The sequence below is a fragment of the Arthrobacter humicola genome (assembly GCF_039531445.1).
Lineage (GTDB): Bacteria > Actinomycetota > Actinomycetes > Actinomycetales > Micrococcaceae > Arthrobacter > Arthrobacter humicola.
The window spans coordinates 19,547-37,038 of the sequence record NZ_BAAAQB010000010.1 but is presented as its reverse complement, the minus strand read 5'-3'; the positions used below and the strand labels follow the sequence as shown (position 1 = coordinate 37,038).

13 protein-coding genes are annotated in these 17,492 nt (G+C 68.0%); 5 read left to right on the top strand and 8 right to left on the bottom strand.

Annotation, left to right across the window (positions count from 1 at the left end; all coding sequences use genetic code 11):
- Positions 1 to 9 precede the first annotated feature (9 nt).
- Together ABD243_RS04125 and ABD243_RS04120 are read right to left on the bottom strand one after the other, a co-directional pair.
- On the bottom strand, positions 10 to 1,203 hold the full coding sequence (locus tag ABD243_RS04125; RefSeq protein ID WP_344362408.1) for an Rv2578c family radical SAM protein: 1,194 nt from the start codon (positions 1,201 to 1,203) through the stop codon (positions 10 to 12).
- A gap of 131 nt (positions 1,204 to 1,334) precedes the next feature.
- Complete coding sequence (locus ABD243_RS04120; protein WP_344362406.1) at positions 1,335 to 1,637, bottom strand: helix-turn-helix domain-containing protein; 303 nt, start codon at positions 1,635 to 1,637, stop codon at positions 1,335 to 1,337.
- Positions 1,638 to 1,700: 63 nt separating this feature from the next.
- Between ABD243_RS04120 and map the strand changes: the two genes are divergently transcribed.
- Both map and pcp read left to right on the top strand, forming a co-directional pair.
- Positions 1,701 to 2,483, top strand: coding sequence for a type I methionyl aminopeptidase (gene map, locus ABD243_RS04115; protein ID WP_344362404.1), 783 nt, complete (start codon positions 1,701 to 1,703; stop codon positions 2,481 to 2,483).
- Positions 2,484 to 2,771: 288 nt separating this feature from the next.
- Positions 2,772 to 3,413 (top strand): pyroglutamyl-peptidase I, encoded by a 642-nt coding sequence (gene pcp, locus ABD243_RS04110; protein ID WP_344362402.1) that lies wholly within the window; start codon positions 2,772 to 2,774, stop codon positions 3,411 to 3,413.
- Between the two features lie 51 nt (positions 3,414 to 3,464).
- Here pcp and ABD243_RS04105 read toward each other — a convergent pair whose 3' ends face one another.
- Positions 3,465 to 4,103 (bottom strand): SIMPL domain-containing protein, encoded by a 639-nt coding sequence (locus tag ABD243_RS04105; protein ID WP_344362399.1) that lies wholly within the window; start codon positions 4,101 to 4,103, stop codon positions 3,465 to 3,467.
- Between the two features lie 27 nt (positions 4,104 to 4,130).
- Positions 4,131 to 4,574 carry a hypothetical protein gene (locus ABD243_RS04100; RefSeq protein WP_344362396.1) on the bottom strand — a complete coding sequence of 148 codons (444 nt, stop codon included), beginning with the start codon at positions 4,572 to 4,574 and terminating at the stop codon, positions 4,131 to 4,133.
- Between the two features lie 388 nt (positions 4,575 to 4,962).
- Between ABD243_RS04100 and pheS the strand changes: the two genes are divergently transcribed.
- From pheS to ABD243_RS04085, 3 genes are read left to right on the top strand one after another with little or no spacing between them, the layout of a single operon-like run.
- Positions 4,963 to 6,024, top strand: a complete 1,062-nt coding sequence (pheS, locus tag ABD243_RS04095; protein WP_091249929.1) for a phenylalanine--tRNA ligase subunit alpha — start codon at positions 4,963 to 4,965, stop codon at positions 6,022 to 6,024.
- 2 nt (positions 6,025 to 6,026) lie between these two features.
- Positions 6,027 to 8,570: a phenylalanine--tRNA ligase subunit beta gene (gene pheT, locus ABD243_RS04090; RefSeq protein ID WP_344362392.1), complete on the top strand. Its 2,544-nt coding sequence runs from the start codon at positions 6,027 to 6,029 to the stop codon at positions 8,568 to 8,570.
- Between the two features lie 48 nt (positions 8,571 to 8,618).
- Complete coding sequence (locus ABD243_RS04085) at positions 8,619 to 9,380, top strand: 4'-phosphopantetheinyl transferase family protein (protein WP_344362389.1); 762 nt, start codon at positions 8,619 to 8,621, stop codon at positions 9,378 to 9,380.
- Positions 9,381 to 9,443: 63 nt separating this feature from the next.
- Here ABD243_RS04085 and ABD243_RS04080 read toward each other — a convergent pair whose 3' ends face one another.
- The 4 genes from ABD243_RS04080 to ABD243_RS04065 form a co-directional block, all read right to left on the bottom strand.
- Positions 9,444 to 10,892, bottom strand: a complete 1,449-nt coding sequence (locus ABD243_RS04080; RefSeq protein WP_425547124.1) for a M1 family metallopeptidase — start codon at positions 10,890 to 10,892, stop codon at positions 9,444 to 9,446.
- A gap of 46 nt (positions 10,893 to 10,938) precedes the next feature.
- Positions 10,939 to 14,862: a Pls/PosA family non-ribosomal peptide synthetase gene (locus tag ABD243_RS04075; RefSeq protein ID WP_344362521.1), complete on the bottom strand. Its 3,924-nt coding sequence runs from the start codon at positions 14,860 to 14,862 to the stop codon at positions 10,939 to 10,941.
- 123 nt (positions 14,863 to 14,985) lie between these two features.
- Entirely contained in the window at positions 14,986 to 15,951 is a 966-nt protein-coding gene (locus ABD243_RS04070; RefSeq protein WP_344362387.1) for a quinone oxidoreductase family protein, read from the bottom strand.
- Positions 15,952 to 16,151: 200 nt separating this feature from the next.
- Positions 16,152 to 17,243: a fatty acid desaturase family protein gene (locus tag ABD243_RS04065; protein WP_344362384.1), complete on the bottom strand. Its 1,092-nt coding sequence runs from the start codon at positions 17,241 to 17,243 to the stop codon at positions 16,152 to 16,154.
- Between the last annotated feature and the right edge of the window lie 249 nt (positions 17,244 to 17,492).

The following is a 17,492-nucleotide window of genomic DNA, read 5'->3' as shown; positions in this document are numbered from 1 at the left end:
TGGCGCGTTTCAGAACAACGTCGGCTGCGCTGCCTGGTGGCCGGCATGCACCGTGCCGGGGTGCCGGTTAGTGGCGTACCGGGATGTGTCCGGGATGCTTCCAGCCGGGTACTGGACTTCCTCTTCCCGGGCATCATCGCTGAGGTCCGCGTTGCCGCTGAGGTCCCTGTGGCTGAAGCCCTGCGAACCGGAAAAGCCGTGCAGGTCCTTGAAATAGCGGATGCGACCGGCCAGCCACGCCCGGTATTCCTTTGAGGCATAGGACCCGCTGCCGTACAACCGGCGGTACTTGCCCGCCAGGTGCGGATGTTCGCGGGCAATCCACTGCATGAACCACTCACGCGTCCCCGGCTTCAGGTACAGCGCGCCGGCCGTGACCCCCGTGGCGCCGGCCGCTGCCAGGGCCCCGAAGAGGGAGTTGAGGGCGTCGTCACCGTCGGAAAGCCACGGCAGGATCGGCATGGCCATGACGCCGCAGGGCAGGCCTGCTTCCCTGAGCCGGGAAATGAGCTTCAGCCGTGCCCGCGGACCCGGTGTACCGGGCTCCACGGCCTCGGACAGGTGCTCGTTGGTCATGGCCAGCGAGATGCCCACCCCGACCGGGACCTGGGCCGCGGCATGCTTCAGCAGCGGGATGTCCCGGGCCAGGAGCGTGCCTTTAGTGAGGATGGACAGGGGCGTGCCGGAGTCGGCGAGGGCGCCAATGATGCCGGGCATGAGCTGGTAGCGGCCCTCGGCGCGCTGATAGGGGTCCGTGTTGGTGCCGAGGGCCACGTGCTCGTGCCGCCAGGAGGGCTTGGCCAGTTCCCTGCGCAGGACCTCGGCAGCATTGATCTTGACCACCACCTGGCTGTCAAAGTCCAGGCCGGCGTCGAAGTCCAGGTACGTGTGGCTCTTGCGGGCAAAGCAGTAGACGCAGGCATGGCTGCAGCCGCGGTACGGGTTGATGGTCCAGTCGAACGGCATCCGAGAACCGGCGGCCACCTTGTTGAGCACCGATTTGGCGGTGACCTCATGGAAAGTGATCCCGGCAAACTCCGGGGTGGAGACGGACCGAACCAGTCCGGCCAGGGGCAACAGGGCATCGGGGGACAGGGGAGTGGCGGACCTGATATTGGCAGATTCCGTCGTGGTGGACGGGTCTTCCGTCGAGACGTCGCTTCCGGAGCTGCCGCGCTTCAGTGCTTGTGCATCCCATCTCATGCCACCATTCGAATATATGTTCGACTCAATGTCAAGAATGCCGTCGGGCCATGCGGATGAGATTCGCTGTCTTGGCGGCTGACCCCAGACGCTTCTCGTGGACGCCTGCAACGCAGCTGCGGGATTGAGACTTACGAGGCCAGCCGCTCGCGTGCGTCGTGATCGGAGCTGATCGGCTCAGCGCCACGTTCGGGCTGGTTAACCTCGGCCCACACCGCATCGAGGGAAAGTCCCAGGACCTCGGCGATCGCAGCGATAGTCGGGAAGGCGGGGGTCGCGACACGGCCCGTCTCGATCTTCCGGAGGGTCTCAGGTGAGACGCGTGCATCGAGCGCGATGTCTAGCATCGAGCGTCCTCCCCTGGCGCGACGCAGCAGGGCGCCGAGGCGCTGCCCGCGCTCGACCTCTTCGACTGTAAGCGGCAACCTGACCATGGCTGCGATTATACCGGGATAATATGACCGGTATAGTTATTGGATGCGTGAGAAAGGCGCCGCATGATCGAGATCCTGAACCCCGCCGAACTGGCCCGAGCAAAGGAGACAGGCGCCCTTGTCGCCGACATCCTGCAGGCGCTCAAGAGCCGCAGCACGGTCGGCACGAACCTCCTGGACCTCGACCGGTGGGCCCGCAGCATGATCGTCGACGCTGGAGCGCAGTCCTGTTACGTCGACTACGAGCCATCCTTCGGGCGCGGGCCGTTCGGACACTACATCTGCACGGCCGTCAACGACGCCGTGCTCCACGGACTCCCGTACGACTACGCGCTCGCCGACGGTGACCTGCTGACACTCGACCTCGCCGTCTCCAAACGAGGAGTCGCTGCGGACTCTGCCATCAGCTTCATCGTGGGCGACTCCAAGCCCCCGGAGAGCGTCGCAGTGATCAGCGCGACCGAGCGCGCATTGAACGCAGGGATAGCCGCTGCCCGACCCGGGGCTCGCATCGGCGACATCTCCTATGCCATCGGCTCGGTCCTCAGCGAGGCGGGATACCCGATCAACACCGAGTTTGGCGGCCATGGCATCGGATCGACGATGCACCAGGACCCGCACGTTCCAAACACCGGACGGCCGGGCCGCGGATACAAACTGCGCCCCGGGTTGCTGCTCGCACTGGAGCCGTGGGTCATGGCCGACACCGCTGAACTCATCACCGACGCTGACGGGTGGACGCTCCGAAGTGCGACAGGCTGCCGGACAGCACACAGTGAGCATACGATCGCCATCACCAGCGACGGAGCCGAAATCCTCACCTTGCCGACGCAGGCGCACTCGTGAGATCGGAGCCACACCTGTGCCGTGTGCTGCATCTGATGCAGGATCCGCTGTACGGAGACTGTCCAACAGGGCGAGCCTGGATTACGCGACGAAGGAATGCTTAGGCTGCCGGCTGGATCATGTCCTGTTCCCCCGGATCCCGGGGTGCTTCACTGGAAGGTACGACGCCGGCCATGCCGCCTTTCGCGACGAGCGCCGGTGCGCGCAGTGTTGGAGCGAACTGCCGGACCGAACTGTTGGGCGGCATCGTTAGGCCGCATCGTGGTGGCGCGTTGTTAGGCTGGGGCGATGATTCTCCTGACCGGATTCGAGCCCTTCGGTGGCGAAACAACCAACCCGTCCTGGACCGCGGCCCGTTCGGCGGCGCGGTTGCTCCGGTCGGAAGGACTCGACGTCCGGGCCGTGGAACTTCCCTGCGTCTTCGGGACATCGGCGACGGTGCTGGAGGAAGCTCTGGAGCGCTTCCGGCCGGAACTCGTGCTGTGCACCGGCCACGCCGGCGGCAGGGCACGCATCTCCCTGGAGCGCGTGGCCATCAACTGTGACGACGCCCGGATCCCGGACAACGCCGGCAACCGGCCCGTGGACGAACCCGTGGTCAGCGGCGGACCGGCAGCCTATTTCACGTCCCTGCCGGTCAAGGCGGCGCTCGCGGCCCTGGCCGCAGAACAGATCCCGGCGGAAGTGTCGCAAAGCGCGGGGACCTATGTGTGCAACCACACCTTCTATGCGCTCATGCACGCACTGAGGCTGCGGCCGGGCACCAGGGGAGGCTTCGTCCACGTCCCCTACGAGGACAGCCAGCTTCCGGCCGGTGGCAGCACGCCGTCGCTGCCGGCGCACCAGATGGCGGCGGCGCTCGCCGTCGTCGTCCGCACCGCGCTCGCGACGACGGCGGATCTCAAGATCGCTGCCGGCGCAACGCACTAGCGGGCCGAGCGCCAGGCAGGCCGCCAGCGGCTCAAGCGTCGACAGGATGACTCAGTCGAGCAGTTCCCAGACGACGCCGACCGTGGCGGTGACGCTCGACTCACCGGCCTCAACGGTGAGAGCTTCCGCCGCCACCGCGCGCTGCATCTTCGCGACCGGGACCGGCGGCTGGAACCCGGTGTGCTGGGTGAGGGAAAGAACCCTGCCCAGGCCTGTCCCGGAGAGGGCGGCGTAGTGCGCGGCGGTGGTGCGGGCATCCTGCCACGCAGCCTCCCGCGCCCGGACCTCGACGCCGGCGGAATCCGAGAAGCCGAGCGTCAGGCCGTTCAGCCGGACGTCGTCCCCGCCGGCGGCAACGGCCGCGGCAATGATCGCCGAGGACGCAGACAGCGTTCGGATCCTGATGGTGAGCGTGCTTGAGGCCAGATAGCCGGTGACGGTCTGTCCGCGGCCCTCCTGCCAGTTCACTTCGGCCCGGACGTTCAGCCCGGAGGTGGACATGTCGGGGCCGTCCACCCCGTGCTGCCGGAGCGCCGAGGTGATGGCGGCCGAGCGTGTTCCGGCGTCGCCGTAGGCCTCGGCCACGGTATCCCGGCGGCATTCGACGCCAACTGACAACGTCAGGAGGTCAGGCACCGCCTCCGCGCTGCCGGTTCCGGTGACCGAAATGCTTCTGGGGTTGTGTGTCATGTCAGGCCTCGTATCGCTCGGGGGCAGTCACGCCCGTGTGCGGTTTGTTCGCGGATCGGTCGCCGGGGCGCTCGTGCGGGGATAGCCGCCTGCTTCCAGCCCGGCGTGGCGCTCGAAGAAGTTCGCGCTGCCCGGGTTGCCCGTCCGCCAGAGCGACCAGCCCGCGGCGATGAAGTACAGGGGAAGGAAGGGCAGCCCCAGGCACCAGGCGTACTGGGTGCTGTGGCGCTCCTCGTGTCCCAGCAGTGCCGGATTGGCGCGGGCGGCTTCCGGGCCGGCACGGAAGAGGATCACGTTGCCCACCGTGAAGGCCCCGGCAAAGGGAAGCCGCCAGCGGTAGCGGCTCGCGATCAGCAGCCCACGCGGACCCCTGCCGACGGTCGTCCCGGCACAGACCGCCAGCACCAGCCCTAAGGGGGTGGTGCCATTGAGCATGTTGGCGATCTGCCGCAGCCGTTGACCGGACGTCATGAGGCCATGGTAGTCGGGGACATGTCCACGGGTCAGGGGAGCGGGGGGACATGTCCGGTGGTCAGGCAAGCCCGACCCCGGGGGCGCGCCGGGGACCTTAGGAGAGCCGCCGTGATGTGTCACGTCACGCGGCCGTTGCCGTGCGGCCGACGGCCGTCTACTAGACTGAGGGAAGTGCCCGCCGGAGGGATTTCGGCTGGCCAGCACTATGAATTCAGCACAATGAATCCAGCACAATGAATCCAGCACAGTGAACTGTGACAGCGAACAGTGATCAGGAACAGTGATCACGGGCTGTGACAATGAACTGTGACAATAAGCCTTGCCGACAACTCGCGCCCTGCGTGCGTGCCGCCGGCATGATCCGACTCGTAGCTAAGAACAGTAGATGACTGAAACTTTGCCGGGCGCCGCCGTCCCGAATCCTCTGGATGAAGCCGCCATTACCGCTGCCGTAGACCAAGCCGTTGCCGCCATCGCCGCTGCCGCGACCCTCGATGAACTCAAGGCCGTGCGCCTCGCGCACACGGGTGAGAAGTCGGCGCTGAGCCTCGCCAACCGCGAGATCGGCGCGTTGCCCAAGGACCAGAAGGCCGCCGCCGGCAAACTCATGGGAGCCTCCCGCGGACGCGTCAACAAGGCGCTCGCGGACCGTACGGCCGAGCTCGAAGCCGAGAATGACGCGCGGATCCTCGTCGAAGAGACCGTCGACGTCACGGCGGCGCCCCGCCGGCGCCGGGCCGGTGCACGCCACCCGCTTTCCACGCTGCAGGACCGCGTCGCGGACATCTTCGTTGGCATGGGCTGGGAGATCGCCGAGGGGCCCGAGGTCGAGTCCGAATGGTTCAACTTCGATGCCCTGAACTTCAAGCCGGACCACCCCGCCCGCGACATGCAGGACACGTTCTTCGTCGAGCCGCCCGAGGCGCACCTGCTCATGCGCACCCACACCTCACCGGTGCAGGTCCGCTCCATGCTGGAACGCGAACTGCCCATCTACGTGCTGTGCCCGGGCAAAGTGTTCCGCACGGATGAACTCGACGCGACGCACACCCCAGTCTTCCACCAGTTCGAGGGCCTGGCCATCGACAAGAAGCTGAGCATGGCCGACCTCCGCGGCACCCTGGAGCACTTCGCACGGCAGATGTTCGGCGGGGAAGCACAGATCCGGCTGCGCCCGAACTACTTCCCGTTCACCGAGCCCTCCGCCGAGCTGGACATCTGGCACCCGGGCGCCAAGGGCGGCCCCAGCTGGATCGAGTGGGGCGGCTGCGGCATGGTCAACCCGAACGTCCTGCGCGCCGCCGGCATCGATCCGGACGTTTATTCAGGTTTTGCCTTCGGTATGGGCATCGAGCGCACCCTCATGTTCCGCAATGAGGTTGGCGACATGCGCGACATGATTGAAGGCGACGTACGTTTCAGCGAGCACTTCGGGATGGAGATCTAACAGTGCGTATCCCACTTTCCTGGTTGCGCGAATTCGCGCAGGTACCGGCCGAAGCAACGGCCGAAGACGTCATGGCCGAGCTCGTCAAAGTCGGACTCGAAGAAGAAGCGGTCCACCGTCCCACGGACACCATCCAGGGTCCGATCGTGGTGGGCCAGGTGCTCAGCATCGTCAAGGAACCCCAGACCAACGGCAAGACCATCAACTGGTGCCAGGTCCGGGTTGTCCCCGAAGGCCAGCAACAGACCCTGACCGGTGAGGGCATCGACCCCTCCGGTGTGCAGGGCATCATCTGCGGCGCCCACAACTTCGTCGAAGGCGACAAGGTGGTTGTCACCCTCCCCGGTGCCGTGCTGCCGGGCGACTTCCACATCTCCGCACGCAAGACCTACGGACACCTCTCCGCCGGCATGATCGCGTCCGTGCGTGAACTCGGCATCGGCGAGGACCACGACGGCATCCTGGTCCTGTCCCGGATCGGCCTCGACCCCGAACTGGGCACCGACGCCATGGAACTCCTGGGCCTCTATGACCAGGCCGCCGAAATCAACGTCACCCCGGACCGCAGCTACTGCTTCTCCATCCGCGGAGTGGCCCGTGAATACGCGCATGCCACCGGCACCGAGTTCACAGACCCGGCATCCAAGGTCCACGCCCCGCAGGTGCTGTCCGGCGGCTACGGCGTCAAGCTCAACGACGACGCCCCGATCTACGGCAAGCCCGGCTGCGACCGCTTCGTGGCCCGCACCGTGCGCGGCGTGGACGCCACCCGGCCCACCCCGCCGTGGATGACGTCCCGCCTCCGGCTCGCCGGCATCCGGTCCATCTCCCTGCCGGTGGATATCTCCAATTACGTAATGCTCGAGCTCGGGCAGCCGAACCACTGCTATGACCTGGACAAGCTGTCCGGCGACATCGTGGTCCGGAGGGCCGCGGCAGGGGAGAAGATCACCACCTTGGATGACAAGGAGCGCACGCTCGACGCCGAGGACCTGCTCATCACGGACGCCTCCGGGCCCATCGGGATCGCCGGCGTCATGGGCGGTGCCCACACCGAGGTATCGGACTCCACCACCAACGTCCTGGTCGAGGCCGCGCACTTCGACGAAGTCTCGATCGCGCGATCGCGCCGCCGCCACAAGCTCCCATCCGAGGCGTCCAAGCGCTTCGAACGCGGCGTGGACTGGCAGGTTGCCGACGTCGCCGCCCAGCGCGTGGTGGACCTGCTGGTCGAACTCGCCGGCGGCACCGCCGACGAGGCGGGGACCGACGTCGGCACTGCACCGGACGCCGTCACCATCGAACTGCCGGCAGGCTACGCTGCCGCCCGGATCGGGATCGACTTCACCGAGGACCACATCGTGACCTCGCTCGAGGACCTCGGCGCCGTCGTCGAAACGAGCGCCGCCGGCCACACGGTGACCGCCCCGAGCTGGCGCAACGACCTCGAAACCAAAGACGACCTCACCGAGGAAATCGCCCGGCTGGTCGGCTACGACAAGATCCCGGCAACCCTGCCGGTTGCGCCGCCGGGCCGTGGCCTGACCCGTGTCCAGCAGCAGCGCCGACGCCTGATCCAGGCCCTCGCCGACGCCGGACTTACCGAAGTGCTGGCCTACCCGTTCGTGTCCAAGGCCGCCAACGACACCTTCGGCGTTCCTGCCGAGGGTGCGGCGCGCACGGCCCTCAAACTGGCGAACCCGATCAGCGAGGAGCACGGCTTCCTGCGGACCTCCATCCTGCCGGGCCTGATCGAGGTGGCCAAGCGCAACCACTCCCGCGGTTTCCGCGACCTCGCCCTCTTCGAGGCCGGGCTCGTGTTCCTGCCCGGCGAGCAGCTGGGCACCGCCTCGATTCCGCCGCTCGGCGTCAAACCCGGCGACGAGGTGCTGGATGCCCTGTACGACGGCGTCCCGGACCAGCCGCTGCACCTCGCCGCGGTTCTCACGGGGCACGACTCTCCCGCAGCCCCGGGCCACGCCCCGCGGGCGTGGGACTGGGCCGACGCCCTGGATATCGCCCGTGTCGCCGGCGACGTGCTCGGCGTCGACCTCGTGGTCACTCAGGGCCGGCACCAGGCCTTCCACCCGGGCCGGGCCGCGCAGATTGCCCTGCGCACCGGCGAGGTAGTGGGCTATGCCGGGGAGCTGCACCCGAAGCTGCTGGCAGCCTACGACATGCCGGCCCGCTCCGTGGCGCTGGAACTGAACGCCGACGCCCTGTTCGAGGCCGCCGCCGATGTGATCGTGGCCCGGCACATCTCGACGTACCCGGTGGCGACCCAGGATGTGGCCCTCGTGGTCCCGCAGGACGTCCCGGCCGGAGAGGTGCTTACGGCCCTGCGTGAAGGCGCCGGCGAACTGCTCGAGGACGTCGCACTGTTCGACGTCTACGCGGGCAAGGGCATCGAGGACGGCAAGAAGTCGCTCGCGTTCAGCCTGCGCTTCCGCGCCGACGACCGCACCCTGACGGCGGACGAGGCATCGGCGGCCCGCGAGGGTGCCGTCGCCGCTGCCCACGAACGCTTCGGGGCTGTGCAGCGCTAACTGCGGCACTGAGCTGACGACGGCGCTGGCGAGCTGAAAGGGCGGGTCATGGCATCACACCTTGTTGTGCGTGCCTGCCCGCCCTTTCGCGTCCCCGTGAGCTCCGGCGATCCCTTGGACCCCGCATCAGCCGCGGCAACGGCGGCAGCTGCCTCGCTCCTGGAGAGCGACGCGCGTTCCCTTCTGGACGGACCGGAGCTGGACCGGGCACGGGCCATGACCGCCCGGACACGGGAGGACTTCCTCGCCGGACGGCTGGCGCAGCGGAGGTTTGCCGCCGGGCTGCTGGGTGTGCCGGCGTCGGCCCTCACAGCCTGGTACAGCTGTCCGCGCTGCGGCACCGGCACGCAGATCTCCCACGGCCGTCCCGGCTACCTGATCGGGGGAGCAGCGGCGCCGTTGCTGCTCAGCCTGTCCCGTGCGGCCGGCTGGACGCTGCTGGCCGGAATCGTTGACCCGGACCCGGCCCTGCGCCTGGGGATCGACGTTGAGGATCCGGCCAGGACCGACTTCGAGGGTTTCGACGCCGTAGTGCTGACCCCGGCGGAACGCGCCCACCTCGCGGCCCTCACCGGCACCCAGCTGTTGCGCGCGCGGGCACGGCTGTGGGCGCGCAAGGAGGCCTGGCTCAAGATGACCGGCACGGGACTGCAGACGGCTCCGGACACCGTCGACGTGTTCGATGACGCCCCGGATGACGTGCTGGAGGGGGACGTCAACGGCCGTGCCGGGCTCCGGGACCTGCCGCCGGCAGAGGCCGGGCTGCCCGCATACCTCGTGGCCGCCGTCGCCGTGGCGGTCTATCCCTAGGCGCTTTCGGTCTGTACGCGGCCAGTGTGTCTGCGACCGGTCTTTCTGCGGCGCCGGCCGCCGTCAGGGCGTTGGCGGCGCTGACTGCGGCAGCGGCGGGAGGGCATCTTCGTAGAGCCACGGGTGCAGCAGTGCCTCGGCATCGAGGCCTGTCGCGTGGGCCGCCGTGAGGATGAAGTCGGCCGTCGTCACGGTGCCGTGGCGGAAACGGTCCGTCCAGTCATGCAGCAGGGCGAAGAACGCGAGGTCGCCAGAGCGCACCCGCAGTGCGTGCAGGGCCAAGGCTCCGCGCTTGTAGACGCGGTCGTCAAACATCAGCTCCGGGCCGGGGTCGCCGACCATCAGGTCCTGTGGGAGGGCGGAAAGCTTGCGCCAGGCAGCCCGGGCGCGGCCGGCCACCGACATCACGCCGGCCTCTTCGGACCAGAGCCATTCGGCATAGCAGGCAAAGCCCTCGTGCAGCCAGATGTCCTTCCACGTGGCCGTCGTGAGCGAGTTCCCGAACCACTGGTGGGCGAGCTCGTGGGCGACCATCCGCTGCGACTCCCAGTCCTGCCGCAAATGGTTGGGACCCAGGATGGACAGCGTCTGTGCCTCCAGCGGGATTTCCAGCACGTCCCCGGTCACCACCACGGTGTACTCCGGGAACGGATACGGCCCAAAGCAGTTGGTGAAGGTCCGCATCATGTCGGGCTGCCGGGCCAGGGCGGTCCGGGCGTCCGCCGCCTGCGACGCCGGAACGGCCACATACTGGGGAACGTGACCCGACGGCCGCTCGGCGTTGAGCGTCAGGAGCTCATAACGCCCGATCTGGACCGTTGCGAGGTAGGTGGCCATGGGTTCGGCCTGCTCGTACACCCAGGTCTCGCGGCTGGCCCTGCTGGTGCGGGACAGCAGCACGCCGTTGCACACCGCCCGGTAGTTCGCCTCGGTGGTCACCGTGATGCGATAGCTCGCCTTGTCCCGCGGGTGGTCATTGCACGGGAACCAGGAAGCGGCGCCGTTGGGCTGGCCAGCCACCAGCACGCCATCGGAGAGCTCTTCCCAGCCCACTTCGCCCCAGAGGCCGCGGCGGGGTGCAGGGTATCCCTCGTAGCGGATATCCAGGCTGAACGCCTCATCGGCGAGCAGCGGCACTTCCGGGTATACGACGAGCTGCTCGGCGCGCTGGGTGAACCGGCGCACCTTGCGGCCGTCGAGCTGGATCTTGGTGGCCCGCAGCCCGGTCAAGTCCAGGACGATCGCCGACGTCGGAAGTTGTGTCATGGCGTGCAGGACAGCACGCCCGTTCAGGCGATTGCTGCTGACCCTGTAGTCCAGCTCGAGTTCATACCGGGTGACCCGGTAGGCGTGGGTCCCGTGACCAGGCATGTAGGGGTCCGGGGAGCCAACAACCCGCGCCGGTGCCCTGGCTGTATCCCTGCTGATTTGCCTGGCAATATCCCCGCCGATTTCTCCGGCAGTATCCCCGCCGGTGGCAGAGGCGCCGCTGCTTGGTGCACTGGTACTCAATGGACGGACCTTCGGATTGTGGTGCTGTCGGACATACGGGCCGGGCCTACCGGGACTTGGCGGGCGGTGCGGGGCCGTCCCAGGGGCTGACGGGGTTGCCCATCCAGTACGTGCCGGCAGGGACGGTTTCGCCCCGCATGACGAGGGACGCCGGCCCCACCGTGCCGCCGGTGCCTATCCTGGCCTGCGGCAGGATGACGCCATGCGGTCCCATGGTGGCTCCGTCATCGAGCGTAACAGTGTCGATGCTCATGACGCGGTCATGGAACAGATGGGTCTGCACGACGCACCCGCGGTTGACGGTCGAGTTCCTGCCGAGGGTCACGAGGTCTGCCTCGGGCAGCCAGTAGCTTTCGCACCAGGTTCCCCTGCCGATTTTCGCGCCGAGTGCCCGCAGCCACCAGACCAGCGCCGGTGTGCCTGTGGCCGCGCGCGCGAACCACGGGGCGCTGACCATCTCAATGAAGGTGTCCACCACTTCGTTCCGCCAAATGAAGGAGCTCCAGAGCGGGTGTTCACCGGGGCGGATACGGCCGACCAGCAGCCATTTGGCCGCCACCGCACTTCCTGCGGCCGTGGCACCGGCCAGCAGGATCACCACCCCGCCCAGGACGGCGGCGATGCCATAGTTGAAGATGGTTGCGATCGCGTCAAATGCCAGCATCACGGCGACGGCGATCGCGACCGTGAGCATGACCGGGACGAACCGGCACAGCTCCCACAGGGTGCGTGCGACCTTCAGCCGCCGGGGCGGCTGGTAGGTCCGGGTGTCGTCGGAGGCGATGGCGGTGCGCCGCAGCCGCACGGGCGGGCTGCCGAGCCACGACGTCCCGGACTTCGCCTTGGCCGGGGTCGCGGAGAGGACAGCCACGAGGGAGTTCTTGGGCACGTTGCGGCCGGCCGCCGTCATGCCCGAGTTGCCCAGGAAGGACCGCTTGCCGATCTTTGCCGGCGCAATCCGCATCCAGCCGCCGTCGAGTTCGTAGGACGCCACCATGGTGTCGTCGGCCAGGAACGCGCCTTCTCCCACAGTGGTCATGCGGGGGATCAGGAGCACCGTGGAGGCTTCCACGTTGCGGCCGATCTTCGCGCCGAGAAGCCGGAGCCAGACAGGGGTGAAGAGGCTGGCGTAGATCGGGAACAGCAGATCCCGGGCCAGGTCCAGCACCCGCTCGGTTGCCCACACCTGCCATCCGATCCGGCTGCGGACACGGTAGTAGCCCTCGGCGAGGCCGATGCTGAGGAGCCGTGTGGTGGCAAGTATCAGCAACAGGTTGGTCAGGAACCACACGAGTGCCGCAAGGGGGATGGAGAGCACAAGTCCGGGCAGGGCCGCGGACAACGAGGAGTGCCCCTTGATGAACGAGAACATCACAAAGGCCGCAGCGGCGGCGGAGGCGTAGGGGATAAGAGCCAGCACCGCTGATGCCGCGGCGAACCCGGCAAACCACAGCCGGCCGATCAGCCGGTGCTCGGCCGGGGATTCCGGCCACGAGTGCCGGGCCTTGCCGCGTCGCTCGGCCGGTGACCCTGCCACCAGCTGGCCGGCTTTGACCTTCCCCATGACTGCGGAGCCCGGCTCCACCTGCGCTCCTGCGCCCACGATGGCTCCCGGCATGAGTGTGCTGCGCGCCCCGACGCTTGCGCCGGGGCCAATTCTGATGGCGCCGATGTGGACGAGGTCGCCGTCGATCCACCAGCCGGACAGATCAACTTCAGGCTCGATGTTGGACCCGGCTCCGAGGGTCAGCAGCCCGGTGACGGGCGGGAGGGAGTGCAGTTGGACGTTCTCGCCGATCTTGGCGCCCAGGGCTTTTGCGTAGTAAGGGACCCACGGCGCGCTGGCCAGGCTGATAGCGCCGGCGAGGTCCTGGATCTGCTCGGCGAGCCAGAGCCGGATGTGCACCCTCCCGGACCGCGGGTACGTTCCGGGCCCGACGTTGCGGAGCAGGATCCGGGCCGCGGCAATGGAGATCATCATCCGCCCGGCGGGGCTGACGAAGACGAGCCAGGAGGCAAGGACCCACCACCACGAAATTGTTGGCGCCGCGCTGAATCCGGCGAAGGCTGCCAGAAGGTTGTTGGCGGCCATCAGGTAGGTCAGCCAGCGCATGCCGACGAGGATGTGCAGCGGGACGCCCATGAACGTCTGGAAGGCCTGGGACCTCCGTGCCGTGGGCCGGACGGTCCGCTCCTGTGCGGGAACAGCCCCGCCCTCGGGTAGCGACTGGCGGGCCGTGTCCACCAGCGCGCCTACCCTGGGGGTCGCGTAGATATCGGCCACCGTGATGGTCGGGTAGCGCACGCGCAGGGCGGACACGAGTTGCGCGGCTGCCAGCGAGCCGCCGCCGTAGGCGAAGAAATCAGCGTCCAGGCTCGTGACCGGGCTCCCCAGCACGGCGCTCCACTGCTGCACGATCCATTGCGCGTCCTCGGGCAGGTTGAGAGGGGCGCCTTCGGCCTCGACGGCTCCGGTACCGCTGAGCGGCCAGGGCAGGGCATGGCGGTCCACTTTGCCGCTGGTCTTGGTGGGCAGCGAATCGACGAGGGTCAGGAGCGGGATGAGCGGTGCCGGCAGGTTCTCGCCCAGCAGTTCGCGCGCGACTGCGAGGTCAATGTCCTGGCCAGCCACGGCGGCAAGGTAGCCGACCAGGATCTGGTTGCCCGCCGCCGTGGTCTGCACCGCGGCGGCGGCACCGGCGACATCCGGCAGCGACTGCAGGGCGGCGTCGATTTCGCCCAGTTCGATCCGGCGGCCGCCGAGCTTGACCTGTTCATCGGCGCGGCCCTGGAAGATGAGTCCCTCGGCCTCGTACTTGACGAGGTCGCCCGAGCGGTAGGCGCGCTCCCAGCCCAGCGTCGGCATGGGGGCGTACTTTTCCGCATCCTTGGCCGGGTCAAGGTACCGGGCCAGCCCGACGCCGCCGATGATCAGTTCGCCCACCGCGCCTTCGGCGACCGGGAGTGAATCGGCGTCGACGACGGCGAGGTCCCAGCCGTCCAGCGGCAGGCCGATCCGGATGGGGCCGGGCGTGCCGAGCGGCGCGGCACAGGCGACCACGGTGGCCTCGGTGGGACCATAGGTGTTCCATACTTCCCGGCCTTCGACGGCGAGCCGCTCGGCAAGGTCCGGCGGACACGCTTCCCCGCCGAAGATCAGCAGGCGGACGCTTTCCAGCGACTCGACGGGCCAGAGTGCGGCGAGCGTGGGGACGGTGGATACCACTGTGATGCTGTGGCTGATGAGCCAGGGGCCAAGGTCCATCCCGGTGCGGACCAGCGCCCGGGGTGCCGGGACGAGGCAGGCGCCGTTGCGCCACGCGAGCCACATTTCCTCGCAGGAGGCGTCAAAGGCAACGGACAATCCTGCCAGCACCCGGTCCTGCGGGCCCACCGGATCATCCTGCAGGAAGAGGCGGGCCTCGGCGTCCACGAACGCGGCGGCCGAGCGGTGCTGGACGGCAACGCCCTTGGGAGTGCCGGTGGAACCGGAAGTGAAGATAACCCACGCGTCGTCGTCGGGGCCCGGCTGCCTGGCCGCGGGGAACGGCCGGGGGTGTTTGCTGTCCGTGACGATCTTCGCGCCGGCGCGAAGAATGCCGGAAACCCTGGCTTCCCCGAAGACGAGTTTGGCCCGCTCGTCGGGGTCGTCCGCGTCGACCGGGACGTACGCCGCCCCGACGAGCAGCACCGCCAGGATCGAGATGTAGAGCTCATTGGTGCCGGACGGGATCCGGACGCCGATCTTGTCGCCGGCACCCAGTCCGGCCATGTGCAGTTTCCGCGCGGTTGCCCGGACTTCGTGCATTAGCTGGGCGTAACTGAGCGAGCGGTGGCCGTCGTCGAGGGCGGATGCATCAGGGAATCGGTCGGCAGTAGTGCGGAGGATGTCTATGAGCGTCCGCTCCGGCGGGGCGGAGAGCGCGCCGGGCAGTTGGGGCGCGTGGACGGGGGTGTCGTCCGCCGCCACACGCTGTGCCGAACCGGCGTCGGGGGCTTTACTCGGGGTCAGTTGTTGCTCGGTCACTGGCGCATTGTCCCTGCAAGAGATGAACGGATGGTGTTGCCGCGTGGTCTAGGCGCCCGCGCGGCTTTAGGGGACCAGGATGACTTTGCCCGTGGTGCGGCGCTGTTCGAGGTCATCATGGGCCTGTGCTGCTTCGGCGAGGGAGTAGCGCGCGCCGATCCTGACCTTGAGGCTGCCCGCGGCAGCGGCGGCAAAGACTTCGTCCGAGCGCCAGCGGCGTTCCCGGGCGTCGCGAAGGTAGTGGCCCATGGTGGGCCGCGTGAGGTACAGCGAGCCGCCGGCATTGAGCCGCTGCGGGTCGAACGGCGGGACCGGACCGGAGGCTCCGCCGAAGAGGACCAGCATGCCCCGGATGCGCAGCGACGCCAGGGACCCGTCGAAGGTGTCTTTTCCGACGCCGTCGTACACCACGTCCGCGCCGGTGCCGCTGGTCAGGTCGCGGACGTGCTCCGCGAATCCGTCGTAGCGCAGCACGTGGTCTGCCCCGGCGTTCCGGGCCAGCTGTTCTTTCGCGTCCGTGGAGACGGTGGTGATGACGTGGGCGCCCTTGGCCTTGAGCAGTTGGATCATGAGGAGCCCGACACCACCGGCGCCGGCGTGGACCAGCACCGTGTGGTCAGGCTCGACCTTGAAGGTGGAATTGATCAGGTAATGGGCTGTGACGCCCTGTAGCGGCAGGGCCGCGGCGGTGAAATTGTCCAGACCGTCCGGAACCGGGAGGGCCTTGTCCCCGTCGACGAGGGCATAGCCGGCGTAGCAGTTGATGCCTTCCGCCGTCGCCACCCGGTCGCCGGGAGCGAACCCGGTGACGCCGTCGCCGACTTCCTCCACGGTCCCCGAGGCTTCGGAGCCGGGTGTGAAGGGGTAGGCGACCTTGTAGACGCCGCTGCGCTTGTAGGTGTCGATGAAGTTCACGCCCGCGGCGGCGACCCTGATCAGAAGCTGGCCCGGTCCGGGAACGGGACGGGCTGTTTCGTCGAGTTCCAGGACCTCGGGGCCCCCTGCCCGGCGGGCGACGATAGCGTGCATCATATGGCTCCTTTTCCGGGCGGGAATTTTCTGTCCCGGTCCCATGGACCATCCTAGGGACACCGGCGACAACCATGAAGGGGCCGTCCGTAACTAGCCGTCACGTGGTGCGGCCATGAACAGACCAGCGCATGATGGTCCCACACCTGCCCGGCCCGCCGGCGGAGCCTGCACCCGGGCGGCGGCAGAGGCGTTGCGCCCGGCTAGTAGCGGCGGGTGACGGTCGCCATCGGGCACTCGAAGTGGCGTCCGGCGGAGAGGCCGACGTCGTTGAGGTAACGGACGATGATGCCGTAGGACTGCAGGAGCGTGGTTTCCGTGTAAGGAACCTGGTGCTTCGCGCAGAACTCGCGGACGATCACGGCGGCCTTGTCCAGCTGCGGGCGGGCCATGTCCGGGAACAGGTGGTGCTCGGCCTGGCGGTTGAGGCCGCCGAGCAGGATGTCCATGAAGCGGCCGCCCGAGATGTTCCGGGAGGTCAGGACCTGGCGGCTGAAGAAGTCCACGCGGCTGTCGGCAGGCAGGACCGGCATGCCCTTGTGGTTCGGGGCGAAGGAGGCGCCCATGTAAAAACCGAAGACGGCGAGCTGGACCGCGATGAACGCGAGTGCCATGCCCCACGGCAGGAAAGTGAAGGCGAGAACCGGCAGCAGGCTGAGGCGGACCACGAGGATCGGGATTTCAACCCAGCGGTGCGTGACCTTGGCGCGCTGGAAGATGAACTTGATCGAATCGATCTGCAGGCCCAGGCCCACAAGGAACAGGAGCGGGAAGAAGAACCAGCCCTGTTTGCGGGTGAGGAACGAGAACCGTCCCTGCCGGGTCGCCGCAGCTTCCGGGAAGAAGGCGATCGCCCCCGTAGCGATGTCCGGGTCCTTGGAAATGACGTTCGGGTGGTTGTGGTGCGCGCCGTGCTTCTGCTCCCACCAGGAGTAGCTGATCCCGGCGACCGAGGTGGCAAGGAGCCGTGCGGCCCAGTCGTTGGCGCGGCGGGAGGCGAAGATCTGCCGATGCCCGGCCTCGTGGGCCAGGAAGCTCAGCTGGGTGCAGAGGATGCCCAGGGCCGCGGCGATGAGGAGCTGGAACCAGCTGTCACCGATCAAGGCGAAGCCGAACCAGGTGGCGGCCATCAGGAGGGCCAGGACGGAAAACACCGTGATGTAGAAACCGACGCGGCGTTCGAGCAGGCCCGCCGCCTTGACGGTTTTCAGGAGTTCCGAGTAGCTGAGGACGACGGCATTGGGCTGCCGGACGCGCGATTTCGGTCGCTCCGTCGTTGCGGTGGTGAGGGTCATGGAGCGCTTGCCTCGTAACTGTTACGGGCAACGCGCCAACTGACATTCGCAGCTGCACGGTCTGTATTACCCTTTACCCAGCATACGCCCCGGTGTCTACACGGACCGCCGATCCACACCGTCATCCTCTGCCGGCGGAACTCTCCTGACGCCGGCACGCTTCTTCCGGAGCCGTGCTCGGAGGACAGGCTAGGGGGACGTAGCCGTACGCATTCCGGGGGTCATCCGGACACGGAAGCATCGATGCAT